Below are 14,319 nucleotides of genomic sequence, written 5' to 3' on the forward strand. Positions count from 1 at the left end.
GCTCCCGGGGGCCGGGCGGCCGGGCCCCGGCGGTCAGACGAAGCTGTACGGCGGCAGCGGTCCGGTCAGGGTGAACGTGTACGCGTCGCCGCGCTGCTCCGCCTCGCGTCGGACCGCGGCCACGAAGGCGTCGGTCTCCGCCCGGGACACGAGGAAGGACAGGTTGAGGAACTGCTGCGGGGCCGGCTCCGCGTGCGAGCTGCGGGCGGCGACGTCCGCCAGCCGGGCGGCGACATCCTCCGCCTCCCGCTGGTGACGGGCGGTCACCTCGCGGGCCACCAGCTCTCCCAGGGCGACCCGGTCGTCGTGGCCGCCCCCGGAACGTGTCCGTTCATTGAGTTCCCGCAGGTCAGGGGAGTCGGTCATGATCTCCCGCAGGAGGTCGTCCTCGTCGCGGCCGGCCTTGAGGTTGTACTCGACCCGGCCGTCCAGCTCCGCCAGCCGCTCCTGGTACGCGTCGGCCTCCCGCTCCAGGGCGGCGGTGACCTCGTCGTCGCCGGGCCCCACCAGGCCGAACCGCATGGGCAGGGTCGCACCCCCCGTCATGAGGGATTCCAGCACTCCCTGATGGGCCATCACGTCCCGCCGCTTGGCGCGGAGACCGGAAGGGGCGTCGCTGACCACGGCGGCCAGCCGCTCGGTGCGCAGAGTGCGCAGCGCGGAGGGCGGATCGCCCACGCCGTGCAGGCCGTTCAGGAACAGCGGGTGGTCGGCGCCGGTGATGGCGTAGATGTAGGTGGGCACCGTCACTCCTCCCCTCGCTGGGCCTGGCGGCTGGATGTCGACTTGCGGGCGGGCCGCTTGCGCGGCTCCTCCTCGGGCTCCTCGCGCTTGCCCTGCAAGGACTCGCTGACCGCCTCGACGGCGCCGCTCAGTGCGCCCTTGGACTTGCCCTTGGCACCGTTCTCCGTCATGTCGCCGACCAGGTCGGTGAGTTGACTCGGCGCCTTGCGTCCGGACTCGAGATCGAGCCGGTTGCAGGCTTCGGCGAATCGCAGATAGGTGTCGACACTCGCGACCACCACCCGGACGTCGATTTTGAGAATCTCGATACCGACCAGGGAGACGCGGACGAATGCGTCGATGACCAGGCCGCGGTCGAGTATGAGTTCAAGAACGTCGTAGAGATTTCCCGAACCGCCGCTCCCACCGGACGTCGCATTGCTCTGCTGAACGAGAGTCATGGGGAACTCCTTTCGGTGATCCTTATTACGTCTGACGACGGAATTTCAGCGCCGATCGATCTGGCCCCTGGCATAGCGGTGCAGTCGCTCGTAGGACAGCAGCGTTCCGCGCGGGTCGAGTTGAACCCGGTAGGAGGCCATCACGCTCATGGTGTCCGGCACTCTTTCCAGCTCGACCACTTCCACGTCCGCCGACCAGCCTTCCTCGGTGGCCTTCATCGCGGAAACGGAACCCGGCTCGCACTGGAGCAATTCCGTGAGCTGCGCGGAGGCCTGCCGCATGGCGGTAGGAACATCGACGCGCTTTCCGTCGTGCTCTTCATCGGTCTTCTTCTCGGTACTCATCCTCCACCTGTCGCCGGGGATGGCCGCTGGCAATCGGCCTCCGTCGTCCATGGCTGACATTCGCCTGCCCCTGCGATCCGGACGTATGCACGGATGATGTGGCCGATGGTGGCGATGGGCGCGTCGAATGACGCGGATTCCCCTGTACGGCGGGGAATTGGGGGGTGTCGTGGAGAGCCGGCGTGCCTCGCGTACCGACCGGGGGTCCGCATCGCCCCGGGGTACGCGCCCGCGGAGGCGTCGGCCGTGGAGGGGCCGGACACGCACATCCGCGGACTCGTCAGAGCCCCGGTCGTCGGCCGCGGCGGTGGGCCCGCTGGGGCGTCTCGTTCTGCCCGGTCGTCGGCCGCGGCAGTGGGCCCGCTGGGGCGTCTCGTTCTGCCCGGCCGTCAGCGCGGCGGCGTCCTGTGGACGCTCGTCGCCGGCATGGCACGGCCGCCGCGAGGTCGGTGCGCGAGCCCCGCGGCCAGGCCGGCCAGGTCGCCCTTCCGGCGAATCCGGTCAGGTCAGGTCGTCGCCGTACGGCTCCCGCCGCTGGGTGCGCGGCTCAGGTCCACGACGCAGAAGATGTTGTCGTCCGGGTCGGCCAGAACAACGAAGTCCGGCTCGGGCGGGTAGAGGTCCCACTCGACGCTCTGCGCGCCGAGGCCGAGCAGTCGCCGGACCTCCCTCTGCTGTTCCTCGGCCGAATCCGTGAACAGGTCCAGGTGGATACGAGGGTGCGGCTCGGCCGGGGAGTCGCTGCGCAGCAGGCCAAGCGCCCGGCCGGAGCCGTCGGCGTGGTCGAGCGTTCGCCATGTTTCGCTCGCCCACTGCGGACTGTCGACCAGGTTCAGCGCCGCGGTCCAGAAGGCCACCGCTCGCGGGAGGTCCGTGACACCGACGACAGGCATTCCGAGTCTCAACATGCGGCCGAGCGTAACAAGGCGCCCTTCAGACCCGCGTGCTGTCCGGCTTGAGCTGTCGGAGACGCCCGTCGAGTTCACGCCGGTAGAAGTCGATGAAGCCGTCGGGGTCGGGGCCCGCGTTCTGCATGACCAGCCTGTCGAAGCCCGCGTCGACGAACTGCTGGACCACCTCGACGTACCGTCCGGGGTCCGCCCCGCAGGCGAACCTCTCCAGGATGTCCTCCTCGCGCACGGTGGTGGTCGCGGCATCGAAGTTGACCGGATTGGGCAGCTCGCTCATCACCTTCCACCCGGTCAGCGCCCACCGCGAAGTCTCCAGAGCGGCGCGCGCGGCGATGTGCGCGTCCGGCGCCCAGGCCATCGGGACCTCCCCGTAGCACGGGCCGCTGCCGCCGGCGTCCCGGTAGTGGCGGACGATGCCCGGCTTGTCCTCCGTGGCGAACAGGCCGTCGCCCAGCTCGGCCGCGATGCGGGTCGACTCCCGGCCGCTGGCCGCCACCGCGATCAGGGGCAGCTCGTCGGGGAGGTCGAAGACCCGGGCGTCCCGCAGCCGCAGATGCTTTCCCTCGTAGGACTGATAGCCCCCGCGCCACAGCAGTCGGATGATCTCCAGGGCTTCCCTGAGCATTTCGTGGCGGGTGCTGACCGCGTCGGGGAAGCCGGGACCGACGACGTGTTCGTTGAGCCGCTCCCCCGAGCCGACGCCCAGGACGAAGCGGCCCTCCGCGAGCAGCGCGAGCGTCGCCGCCGCCTGAGCGATGACGGCGGGGTGGTAGCGCACGGTGGGGCACGTCACCCCGGTCGCCAGACCGATCCGTGACGTCCTGGCCGCGATGCTTCCCAGCACCGTCCAGGCGAACGGCGAATGCCCCTGGTTGTCGAGCCAGGGGTGGTAATGATCGCTGATCTCCACGAAGTCGAAGCCCGCCTCCTCGGCGAGCACGGCCTGCCTGACCAGCTCCGCCGGGCCGAAAGCCTCCGCCGCCAGCTTGTATCCCACCTGCATGTGATTCCTCGCTCCGCATGCGTCATGGCCGCTTTGTCCGCATAGAGGTACCCCCTGATCTCCGCGCGTAACGCATGCCGCCCACGGCGCGGGGGCCGGTGGCGGAGCCCGTACGGCGCTTGCTCCACTCAGGACGGGCATCCGTCCCGCGGCTCAGTGGAGGTCATCGGGTGTGAGGTCGGGGCGCAGGCGGTGCCAGGAGGGCTGGCGCAGGCGCCCGGCCCTGGTGCGGGCCGTGTAGCGGACCTCTCCGACCAGCCGGGGCTCCACCCACCGGGCCCCGGTCACCGCGGGCCGCTCGGTGAACGGGCAGGTGTCGGACGCCGTGGCGTGGAGGAGGGCTGCGAGGGTGGTGCGTTCGGCGTCGCTCCAGCCGGTGCCGACGCCACCGACGTAGCGGAGCCTCCCGCCGGGGGCCGGCCGGCCCATGAGGAGGGCGCCGGGCAGGGGGGCGAGGCGGCCGTGGCCGGGCAGCCAGCCGCCGACGACGATGTCCTCTGTCCGCACGTGCCGGATCTTGATCCACGCCCGGGAGCGGACACCCGGTTCGTAGAGGGAGGTGCGCCGTTTGGCGACGAGTCCCTCGAAACCGGCGGACCGCGTCATCTCCAGAGCCTGCTGACCGTGCCCGACGACCGCCGCCGGGGTCGACCACGCGGGTCCGCCCAGGTCCAGGGATTCCAGGACGGCGCGGCGCTCGGAGTACGGGGTGCGGGTGAGCCGGCTCGTGCCGAGGAACACGACGTCGAAGAGCATCAGGTGCACAGGCGTCTTCGCGGCCATCCGGGCCGCCCTGGCCCGGGAGCCGGCAAGTCCCATCCGGGGCTGCAGCCGCTGGAAGTCGCCGCGCCCCTCGTCGTCCAGGGCGACGATCTCCCCGTCCAGCACGGCGGGGCGGGAGCCCAGCACCGGCCCCAGCCCCGCGAGCTCGGGGTAGGCGGGGGTGATGTCGGCGCCGGAGCGGGAGCGCAGCTGCAGCGAACCGTCACCGGGGAGGTAGATCACGCACCGCTGACCGTCCTGCTTCACCTCGTACGCGTACGAGGTGTCCTCCGAGGGCGGGGGCAGCCGCCCGGGGGTCGCGAGCATCGGTGCGATGCGGGGCAGACGCGCCACGGCACTGTCCCGGCCCTCGGTCAGGAGGCGCTCCGTTTCCTCGCCGTGCGCTGGGTGCCGGCCGTCTTCTTCGCCGTCGTCCTCTTCGCCGCGGCTGTCTTCTTCGTCCCGGCGGTCTTCCCGGCGCCCGCCTGCCGGCCGGTGGTCTTCTTCGACGCGCCGGTCCTGCGGCCGGTGGTCGTCCTTCCGGACGGGGCGGCCTTCTTCGACGCGGTCTTCTTCCGGGGCCGCATCTCGTGCACCGTGGCCTCCCCTCCCCCACGCTCCCCGCGGCTCTCCTTCGCCGCCTCGACCGACGCGTTCAGCGCGGCCATCAGGTCCACGACCTTGCCCTCCTCCGGCTCCTCGCCCTCGGCGGGCTCCGGAAGCTCCTTGCCCTCCGACTTCGCCGTGAGCAGTTCCTCCAGGGCGTCCCGGTAGGTGTCCCGGAACCCGCTGATGCTGTCCAGGGCCATGGTGTCGGTCAGCTGGACAGCCCTCTCGATCTCGTCGTCGTCCAGCTCCACCTGCCTCGGGGCCAGGGACTCGGGGCTGCGGATCTCGTCCGGCCAGCGCATCGAGTGCAGCACGATCGCCCCTTCCCTGACCCGCAGCAGCCCCAGCCGCTCACGGTTGTGCCAGGCGAACTTCGCGACGGCCACCTTGTCCGAGCGTTCCAGCGCCCGGCGCAGCAGCGTGTAGGGCTTCTCGGCGACCTTTCCGTCGATCGCGAGGTAGTAGGAGTCGCTGATCCGGATCGGATCGACGCTGTCGGCGTCCACGAAGGCGACGATCTCGATGGCTTTCGCGGTGGGCAGCGGAATCCGGTCCAGTTCCTCGTCCGTGATCGGAACCGTCTGCTCCTTGGAGAGCTCGTAGCCCTTGCCGATCTCGTCCTGCGACAGTGCTTCGCCGTCCAGCTCGCAGACCTTCCGGGTGCGCACACGTCCGAGGTCCTCCAGGTGGACCTGGCGGAAGTGGATCGAGTGGTCCTGGGTCGCGGAGACGACCTTCACCGGGATGGTGACCAGGCCGAAGCTGATCGCACCGGTCCACAAAGGCCTCGGCATGCCTACCTCCATGCCCACTGCGGGCTGGGTCGCCGTGCGGGTTCTCGAACCCCCACCACATTCTCAGCACCATTCATGGGTCCGCGCCATTCGTCAGGTGTCCGCGACGGGCTTCGTCCTTCGTGCGACGACGGTGATCACGAAGGACGGCGGCGGGGCGCTTCGGCGTCGCGCCCCGCCGCCGTCACCGGCCCGGTGGAGACGGCCGGTCCCGTCACCGTCGCCCTCCGCGCCGATGACGGTGTCAAGGGGTCACTCAGCCGGGGAGGACCCATTTCTGGTTGGCGCCGGTCCCGCAGGTCCACAGATGCAGCCTGGTGCGGTCGGCCGAGGAGACGCCCTCGGCGTCGAGGCACTTGCCGGAAGCGGGGTTCTTCAGCGTCCCGTCACTCTGCGGGACCCACTTCTGCGCCCCGGTGTCATTGCACCCGTACAACTGGATCCTGGTCCCGTTCGCCGTACCGGCACCACTGACATCCATGCACTTGCCGAGCGCCCGCAGCGTACTGTCCGTGCCCACCGTCCACTTCTGGGCAGCCGACTGATTGCACGTGAACAGCTGGATCTGCGTCCCGTCCGCCGACACACCACCCGCCACGTCCACACACTTGCCACCGATACCGGTGACAGCACCCTCCCTCGGCCCCGTCGAACCGCCGAGTTCCTTGATCCGGACGTTGCGGAAGGACACGTCGTCGCCGTCGCCGTGGTTCTGCAGGCCGATATGGCCCTGCTGGAGGCTGCGGGCGGGGTCGGTGTTGGTGAAGTCGTTGATCTTACGGCCGTTGAGGAAGAGCTGGAGGCGCTCGCCCTCGACCCGGATCTCGTAGGTGTTCCACTCCCCCGGCGGATTCAGGGCCGCGTCCCGGACGGCGAGGTCGGCTGACTTGAAGCCGTAGACGGAGCCGGTGGTGCGGTCGGGGCTGTCGGTGGCGTCGATCTGGATCTCGTAGCCGTTGTCGACGGCCGACCACGGGTCGTCGGAGGCCGGGAAGCCCACGAAGACACCACTGTTGTCGTCCCCGCTCTGCCGCCAGTCGAGCTTGAGGGAGTACGACCGGTACTCCTTGGCCTGGTACCAGTACAGGCCCAGACCGCCCTGGGAGGTGAGGGTGGCGTCGGCGTGGGTGAAGGAGCCGGGCCCGGCCTGCTTCCAGCCGGTGGTGCCCGAGGAGCCGAAGAGCGTGATGTAGCCGGTCTCGGGGCGGCAGTCGGCCTCCGTCAGCTCCGCGGCCCAGCGGATGCCGCCGAGGAGGTGCCGACGGAAGGCGGGGTCGGTGTAGGAGTCCTCGGTGTGGCCGCCGCCGGTGTAGAAGGCACGCCCGCCGGCGTAGTCCTTGCACCAGGCGATGGGATGGTCGGCGCCCATGGTGCCGCCGCTGTAGGTGGACTCGTCGAGCGAGGCCAGGACGTGCGCGGTGGTGCGCGGGTTGCTCCGGTAGTCGTACCACTCGTCGGTCCGCTGCCAGTTGGGGCCGAGGTGGGCGGTGGCGTCGTGGGCGCGGTCCTCCACGTTGACCGTGGCCTGCTGAATGTGCGGGTGGGACTTGAACAGCGCCCCGGCCAGACCTCCGTACCAGGCCCAGTCGTATTCGGTGTCGGCCGCCGCGTGGATGCCGACGTAGCCGCCGCCTGCCGCGATGTATCCCTCGAAGGCGGTCTGCTGGGTGGCGTTGAGGACGTCGCCGGTGGTGGAGAGGAAGACGACGGCCTCGTATCCGGCGAGGTTCGAGGGGGTGAAGGCGGCGGCGTCCTCGGTGGCGGTGACGGTGAAGTTGTTGGCGGCACCCAGGTCGCGCAGGGCGGTGACGCCTTCGTCGATGGAGGAGTGGCGGAATCCGGCGGTCTTGGAGAAGACCAGGACGTCGTACGCGGGGTCGGCGGCGGCCGCCACGCGGGCGGGGGTGTCGGGAGTCGCGGCCGTGGAGACGGCGGCGGGCAGGGCGGTGGCGGCGAGCAGGCCGCAGGCGCCCCAGGTGGCGAGGTGTCCGAGAGGTCGGAGCGGTCGTCGGCTCATGGCAGGATCCATTTCTGGTTGGCGCCGGTCCCGCAGGTCCACAGATGCAGCCTGGTGCGGTCGGCCGAGGAGACGCCCTCGGCGTCGAGGCACTTGCCGGAAGCGGGGTTCTTCAGCGTCCCGTCGCTCTGCGGGACCCACTTCTGCGCCCCGGTGTCATTGCACCCGTACAACTGGATCCTGGTCCCGTTCGCCGTACCGGCACCACTGACATCCATGCACTTGCCGAGCGCCCGCAGCGTACTGTCCGTGCCCACCGTCCACTTCTGGGCAGCCGACTGATTGCACGTGAACAGCTGGATCTGCGTCCCGTCCGCCGACACACCACCCGCCACGTCCACACACTTGCCACCGATACCGGTGACAGCACCCTCCCTCGGCCCCGTCGAACCGGAGGTGGTGACGGTGAACTCGTCCACGTCGAAGAGGGCTCCGCCGCCGCCCTTGAAGACGAGGTGGAGCGTGGTGGTGCCGGCCGGGCGGTTGGTCAGGTTCGTGGAGACGTCCTGGAACGTCTCCCAGCCTCCGGTGACGGGGACGGCCACGGAGCCGAGCAGGGCGCCGGTGGGTGATCCGGCACGTACCTCCAGTGTGCCGCCGGCTCCGGCGGAGGAGACGCGGGCGGTCAGTTCGGTGGCGTTGTCGAGGGCGTAGGGCGTGAAGGAGATCCAGTCGCCGTTCTCGATGTTGCCCACGGTCTTGCCGCCCCGGGCCGCGGCGTGGTCGACGACCGTCACGCCGGCGGAGCCGCCGTAGTGCTCGGCCTGGCGGTGGCTGGGCTGGCTGATGTGCTCGTCGTGCGTGGTCAGGGCGGGCTGCCCACCAGCTCCCTTGTCGGTGTACTCGGCGTCCCAGACGCCGAAGATATTGGCGTTGGGGTCGTGCTCGCCGTCGGCGATGGTCTGTACGGTTCCGGAGCAGCCGGTGGCCGAGGTCTGCGGGTGGCCATGGCTGTCGTGACCGATGATGAAGGTGACCTTGACCTTCGAGCAGTCGATGGTGCCGTCCTCCGGGTCGGTGACGGTCACCTCGAACGGAACGGCGGCGCCCGGGTCGATGATGCGGCCGTCGACGGGCAGTTCCAGCTTCACGGAGGGTGCGGTGTTGCCCACGGTCACGGTGACGGAGGCTGTGGCGGTCAGGCCGGTACCGTCGGAGACGGTCAGCTCCGCGGTGTACTGGCCGTTGGCCGTGTAGGTGTGCGTGGGGTCGGGCGACGTCGACGTACCGCCGTCACCGAACTTCCAGGCGTAGCTCAGGGGGTCGCCGTCGGGGTCGGAGGTCCCCGCCGAGGAGAACCGCACGGCGAGCGGGGCCTGGCCGGAGGTGCGATCGGCCTTGGCCTCGGCGAGTGGGGAGCGCCCGCCGGACACGTTCTCGATGCGGTAGACCGCGCTGTTCGCGTCCCCGTTGAAGTAGCCGGTGCCGTAGTCGAGCACGTACAGCGCGCCGTCGGGTCCGAAGGCCATGTCCATGACCTGGGTGCCCTGCCAGGGGAAGGCGTTGATGGACTGCACGGTGCCGTCGTCGGCCTGCTCGATGCGCTTGATCCACTTGCGGCCGAACTCGCCCGCGAAGAAGTCCCCGTCGAAGCTCTCGGGGAACTTGACCGGGGAGGTCGAGGCCGCGTCGTAGCGGTAGACCGGGCCTCCCATGGGGGATTCGGAGCCGCTGCCGAACTCCGGGACCGAGCCGCCGTCGTACGGGACCCAGGCGGGCTGAGCCGCGGGGAGGTCGGTCAGGCCGGTGTTGTTGGGCGAGGTGTTCCTCGGCGCGGAACAGGAGAAGGCGGATCCGGACGTCGAGTTGGCGAAGTCGTAGTCGACGTAGGCGTTGTTCTTGCCGGTGCAGTAGGGCCAGCCGTAGTTGCCGGCCTTGGTGATCCGGTTGAACTCGACCTGTCCGGCGGGGCCGCGGGTGGTGCTCGCGGTACCCGCGTCGGGGCCGTAGTCGCCGAGGTAGACCGTGCCGGTGGGCTTGTCGACGGTCATCCGGAAGGGGTTGCGGAATCCCATGGCGTAGATCTCGGGCCGGGTCTTCGCGGTGCCGGGGGCGAAGAGGTTGCCCGCCGGTATGGAGTAGCCTCCGTCGGCGTTGACCTTGATCCGGAGCACCTTGCCGCGCAGGTCGTTGGTGTTGCCCGACGAACGCTGGGCGTCGTAGGCGGGGTTGCGGTTCGCCCGCTCGTCGATGGGGGTGTAGCCGTCGGAGGCGAAGGGGTTGCTGTCGTCGCCGGTGGAGAGGTACAGGTTGCCCTGCGCGTCGAAGTCGATGTCGCCGCCGACGTGGCAGCACAGGCCTCGGCTGGCGGGGACGTCCAGGACCCGCTTCTCGCTGGCGGTGTCCAGGGTGCCGTCCGTCCTGAGGACGAATCGGGAGAGCCGGTTGACCCCGTCGAAGGGGGCGAAGTCGGCGGCCGAGCCGGTCGCGGGGGCGTCCCCGGCGGGGGTGTTCAGCTTCGGGGCGTAGTAGAGGTAGACGAAGCGGTTGGTGGTGAAGGCGGGGTCGACTCCGACGCCTTGGAGTCCCTCCTCGTCGTGCGAGTAGACGTCCAGCTTGCCGGCGACCTTGGTGGTGCCGCCGGCGTCGGTGCGGCGCAGGGTGCCGTCCCGCGAGGTGTGCAGGACGGACCGGTCCGGCAGGACGGCGAGCGTCATCGGCTCGCCGGTCTCGGCCACCCCCTTGGCAAGGGTGACCTGTTGGAACTCCGGTGCCGCGGGGGCGGCTTCGGCCGATCTCTGCTGGAAGGTGAGGGCGCCCGCGGCGGCGAGCAGAGCGCTGGCGAGCGCCGCGAGGGGCCGGGTGAGTCTCCTGTGCACGCGCATCCTCCGTGGGTCAACGGGGCGGGGGGTCTGGCACAGGCGCGCGCCGTCGCGCCGGGGGGACGTGGGCGCCCTGGAGGGAGGGAGGCACACGTCGCTGTTGTCCGGTACAGGTCAGGAAGGTAATGGCTTTTTCATCAACCAGAAACCCCTTTGACGACACAGGCCAGAACTTTATTCTCTGGGGGGACAAAGTGCCCGCCGCCCGCACGGCTCCGCCAACTCCGTTGCCAACTCCGCTGACCTCAACGGGACTTACGGGCCGACGGGCGTGCGCCTCTCCCAGAACCGGCGCTATCGGGCGTGGCTCAGACCCATTCGGCGCCGCCGTCCTCGGCGCGGGTGCAGGCCGGCGGCGCGGGCTGCCCCTTGCGCCGGTCAGCTACGGAAGCCAGTCCGCGCCGCTCAGGGGTGGGTGGTGGTGGCGGAAGCGATCAATCACGCTCGGCAGTGGCGTGGACCTGGTGCGGGGGGGGCGGGATGAGGCGTTCAAGACGTGGGGGTGAGTGAGCCGATGCCCCATGGGCGCCAGTGGAGGCTGGTGAGGAAGGAGTCCGGAATGCCGCCTTCCTTGTCGGTGGTGCGCTTGTTGTCGGTCAGGGTCCAGGTGATCCTGACGGTGCTGTCGGCGAGGACGAGGGCTTCGAGGTTGTCGCCGGGCTTACGCGGGTCCTTGTGGCCGGCGCCATGGCACCTGATCTTGTAATGATGCCCGAGCTTGCTGTGCGGCGGGGTGACATCGATGGCGAGCGTGCCGTCCGCGCTGTCGGTGCAGCTGCGGAGGGTGCCGGTGAGCAGGCCGTCGGTTTCGGCTGTGTAGGTACGGGAGACGGTGGAGCCGTACATCTCGCTCTGGAGGAGCTCCAGCGGCGGGGTGTCATCAGCGTGTGGACTGTGCGGGGCGGGGTCGGGCTGGAGGATGTCGGCCGGGCCGCCGACGGTCAGGTTCCCGGCCCAGAGCCAGGGGTGGCAGACGGTGGCGACGGTCTGCTGGATCAGATGCGGTGTGGAGGGGGTTTCGGGGGGACAGTCCCAGAGTTGGAAGACTGTTGTCCGGTAGATGTGCACGTCGTAGGAGTTCCTGCCGGTGACGTTCTCCTGGTGACCGCTCCAGAGGAGGTAGACCTGGTGCCCTTTGGGTAGTTGGGCTCTCCAGGACAGATGGATCTCCGCACCGGCGTGCACGCTTGATTCGTCGGGCCGGAAGTCGCGGAACTCGATGCCGGCGGGAACCTTGGGAAGGGCGAAGAGCGGTGGGCGGTTGGTGACGTCGTTGACGACTTCTTCGATGGCGAGGGTGGCGGTTCCGTGAGCGGAGTTGATCTCCACGTTGGGAAAGGTGAACTCCAGGGGAATGTCGCCGGCGGAGATGGTGCCGTAACTGGTGTTCTTCGGCTTGGCCAGGAAGCAACCGTAGGTCTTCGTGGGGCGGATGGTCCAAGTTCCGGGGTATCCGGGATGGATGACGCGGATGTGGTTCTCGGGAATGAGGTCGGTATCCTTGTCCCCGACCGGGAAAGTGAACGTCAGCTGTTTGCAGACGACGGGTGTTCCGGCAGCGAGGGAGACCTTGACGCTCACGGAACCGATCCGTGCAGCGCCGCTCTTCTCGGACGCGTCCAGCGGGTTGGGCGCGGTGTAGACGTCGTAGTCGAGCAGTTGCGTCCCGTCGTCCGTGCCCGAGACGCGTACACGCTGGGGGCGTGCGCCAGCCGGCGTCATCGGACGAGCCCGCTGCCTGTGAGGAGCCCTGGGGCCGACGTGTTGTGTGCCGCTGTGGGCTCCGCGAGCACACCGGCGCCTGGCGGAGGTGTCATGGGTGGGCGCGGGCGGGGGTGGGCGGACACGTCGGCCTCCTGGGTGCGTGAAAGGAATACGCGGCCTCGGCGGGCAGGACTGCGGCGGAGCGCACCGGTTCGAGGCTGGTTCATCGCGCCGTTGTGGAACCGGCATCCTCCGGCTTGCCCACATGAACGGCCTGTGAGCCGGGGAGGCCACGGGCGACTCCATCGTGGAGGCGACGGCGGCACGTACGATCCGGCCCGCGACTTCGTCATCATCCCGCGTCGTTCCAGTACGGCACAGCGACCACGGAGCTACGGCCTTCAAAGCCTTTGGATTTGAGGTCGAGCTTCCCGACATCCACGAGGGCGGCCGTGTCGATGTCGATGACGAAAACCTCGGGTGGTTCGTTGTCGTACGCCTGGAACACGAAGAGGAGATTCCCGTTCGGATCTGCGAAAAGTGACTGGATGCGGCAGTTTTCGGCGGAGCCAGAGTCGGGGAGGGTGACAGTTTTGTGTTCTTTTGATTCCGTATAGACGATCTCGACCTTGGCGCTTCGTCGCCCTACAGCAACGGCGCGACCGTCCGGGGTGGCGACCGGATCGGCGTACCAGAGGGTGTCCTCGGGATACTTCAGCAGCTCGACAGGGTAGCCCCATTTTTTTGCCTGAGACTGGTACAGACACTTCCCGTCCCCGGAGACGTAATAGATGGTGGTGCCGTCGAAAGAGATCCCGAGCGCCCGCAACCACGGCCACACCTTGTGGCCTTTCAGCTCCACCGCTCCGTCCTTGGGTGCGTTGAACCAGTGCATCATGGCCGCTTCCGTCTTCCATTCCCTGGTGACGACGTAGAAGTCGTCCCCGACGCAGGGCACGGCGACGAACGGGGTGTCGCCCCCCGGTTCGATGTGGGGATAGGTGTCCTTGTCGTCGAGTGGCCCCAGCTTATGAAGGTCAGCGACCCTGGGTACAGCGATGAACCCTCCTACCCCTCCCACGATATCGTCCCTGCTGGTAATGAGAAGGCGCGTTTCTCCGGCAATGAGGCAGGCCCTGGTGTAGTTCATTTTCTCCACTTTCAGGGACACTGATTTCTTCAAATCCAGGGCCATGGAGGCGCGAGAACTGAAGAGTTCCTTCTTCGGGTAGATCCGGTGATCTTGAATCAGAAAGAAACCCGTGCTGGAATTTTGTCCGAAGGCCACGGTGTCCAACCGGTTCTCGGAACGCACGTGCGCGGGTTCTTTGGTGTCGACCGTGCTTCCGGAGAGGTCGACCGGACGCATCTCGATCCGTGCGAAGCTGCCGTAACCGATCACCTTGTACAGCGGGATACAGAAAGTAGGAACAGGGCCGAAGGACCAGTTGTACTGGGATTCTTTGGAAGCGTCGCCGAGTTGCAGCTGCGCGTCCTTTTCGTGCGCTGTTGCTTTGCAGCTGGAAGAGAAGGACGTGACGAGGAGACTCGGTGGGTCGGAAGGCCCTGATGTCGCGCCGACGGCGTCGATACGGGGGGAGAAGCCTTCCGGGAGCACTTTGCGGAAGGGGGCGAGGTCCAGTGTGCGGGAGGAGGTGGTGGCGGCGCCGTGTTCGAAGTTGTAGAGGTAGTAGGTGGCGCCGTTGAAGAGGTAGACCTCGGTGTCGCTGATGGCGGTGGCGGCGGTGATGCCGTGGACGAAGGTCTTGTCCAGGTTGATTTCCTTGGCGGGGTCGGCGTCGGCGGGGGTGACGACCTGGCCGGTGGTGAGGTCGAGCTTCAGGTAGCGGTCGCCGCGGAACATCCACAGTCGGCCTTCAGCGACGAAGGGTGCCCTGTAGGGGTGTCGGCCGGCGGTGAAGCGCAGTTCCGGCCAGCGGACGTTGAGATGCTGCCAGTGCGGGGTGGGGTCCGCGAGGTCGGCGATGAAGGTGCCGCGGAAGAGCCACAGGCTCTTGTCGGGGCGGGAGACGACGCCGGTCAGGCCGGGGGCATCGGGGGTGGGAACCTTGTTCCACGCGTCGATGGACCCGGGCGTGGTCTCGGTCATGCGGTTCTCCTGACGTGAGGTGGGTCGAGTCCGGTGGCGGGGTGGTGGGGCTGGGGGC

General features: G+C 68.8%; 11 protein-coding genes. All 11 read right to left on the reverse strand.

The window, feature by feature from the left end; all coding sequences use genetic code 11:
- Positions 1-33: 33 nt before the first annotated feature.
- The 11 genes from PSQ21_RS01040 to PSQ21_RS01090 all read right to left on the reverse strand — a co-directional run bounded on the left by PSQ21_RS01040 (position 34) and on the right by PSQ21_RS01090 (position 14,261).
- Complete coding sequence (locus PSQ21_RS01040; RefSeq protein WP_274028465.1) at positions 34-744, reverse strand: GvpL/GvpF family gas vesicle protein; 711 nt, start codon at positions 742-744, stop codon at positions 34-36.
- Positions 745-746: 2 nt separating this feature from the next.
- Positions 747-1,184 carry a gas vesicle structural protein GvpA gene (locus PSQ21_RS01045; protein WP_097869901.1) on the reverse strand — a complete coding sequence of 146 codons (438 nt, stop codon included), beginning with the start codon at positions 1,182-1,184 and terminating at the stop codon, positions 747-749.
- Positions 1,185-1,229: 45 nt separating this feature from the next.
- Positions 1,230-1,529, reverse strand: a complete 300-nt coding sequence (locus tag PSQ21_RS01050; RefSeq protein ID WP_274028467.1) for a gas vesicle protein GvpO — start codon at positions 1,527-1,529, stop codon at positions 1,230-1,232.
- Between the two features lie 506 nt (positions 1,530-2,035).
- Entirely contained in the window at positions 2,036-2,437 is a 402-nt protein-coding gene (locus PSQ21_RS01055) for a VOC family protein (RefSeq protein ID WP_274028469.1), read from the reverse strand.
- A gap of 25 nt (positions 2,438-2,462) precedes the next feature.
- Positions 2,463-3,443: a TIGR03557 family F420-dependent LLM class oxidoreductase gene (locus PSQ21_RS01060; RefSeq protein WP_274028471.1), complete on the reverse strand. Its 981-nt coding sequence runs from the start codon at positions 3,441-3,443 to the stop codon at positions 2,463-2,465.
- Positions 3,444-3,596: 153 nt separating this feature from the next.
- A complete protein-coding gene (locus PSQ21_RS01065; protein WP_274028473.1) occupies positions 3,597-4,559 on the reverse strand; it encodes an ATP-dependent DNA ligase in 963 nt (320 codons plus the stop codon).
- Positions 4,560-4,579: 20 nt separating this feature from the next.
- Positions 4,580-5,608 carry a non-homologous end joining protein Ku gene (ku, locus tag PSQ21_RS01070; protein ID WP_274028474.1) on the reverse strand — a complete coding sequence of 343 codons (1,029 nt, stop codon included), beginning with the start codon at positions 5,606-5,608 and terminating at the stop codon, positions 4,580-4,582.
- 256 nt (positions 5,609-5,864) lie between these two features.
- Positions 5,865-7,625, reverse strand: a complete 1,761-nt coding sequence (locus tag PSQ21_RS01075) for a ThuA domain-containing protein (RefSeq protein WP_274028476.1) — start codon at positions 7,623-7,625, stop codon at positions 5,865-5,867.
- Entirely contained in the window at positions 7,622-10,444 is a 2,823-nt protein-coding gene (locus PSQ21_RS01080) for a PQQ-dependent sugar dehydrogenase (protein ID WP_274028477.1), read from the reverse strand. Before PSQ21_RS01080 ends, PSQ21_RS01075 begins: the two co-directional genes overlap by 4 nt.
- 492 nt (positions 10,445-10,936) lie before the next feature.
- Positions 10,937-12,169 (reverse strand): hypothetical protein, encoded by a 1,233-nt coding sequence (locus tag PSQ21_RS01085; RefSeq protein WP_274028478.1) that lies wholly within the window; start codon positions 12,167-12,169, stop codon positions 10,937-10,939.
- A gap of 334 nt (positions 12,170-12,503) precedes the next feature.
- Entirely contained in the window at positions 12,504-14,261 is a 1,758-nt protein-coding gene (locus tag PSQ21_RS01090) for a hypothetical protein (protein ID WP_274028480.1), read from the reverse strand.
- Positions 14,262-14,319: the final 58 nt, after the last annotated feature.

The organism is Streptomyces sp. MMBL 11-1 (assembly GCF_028622875.1).
Classification (GTDB): Bacteria; Actinomycetota; Actinomycetes; order Streptomycetales; family Streptomycetaceae; genus Streptomyces.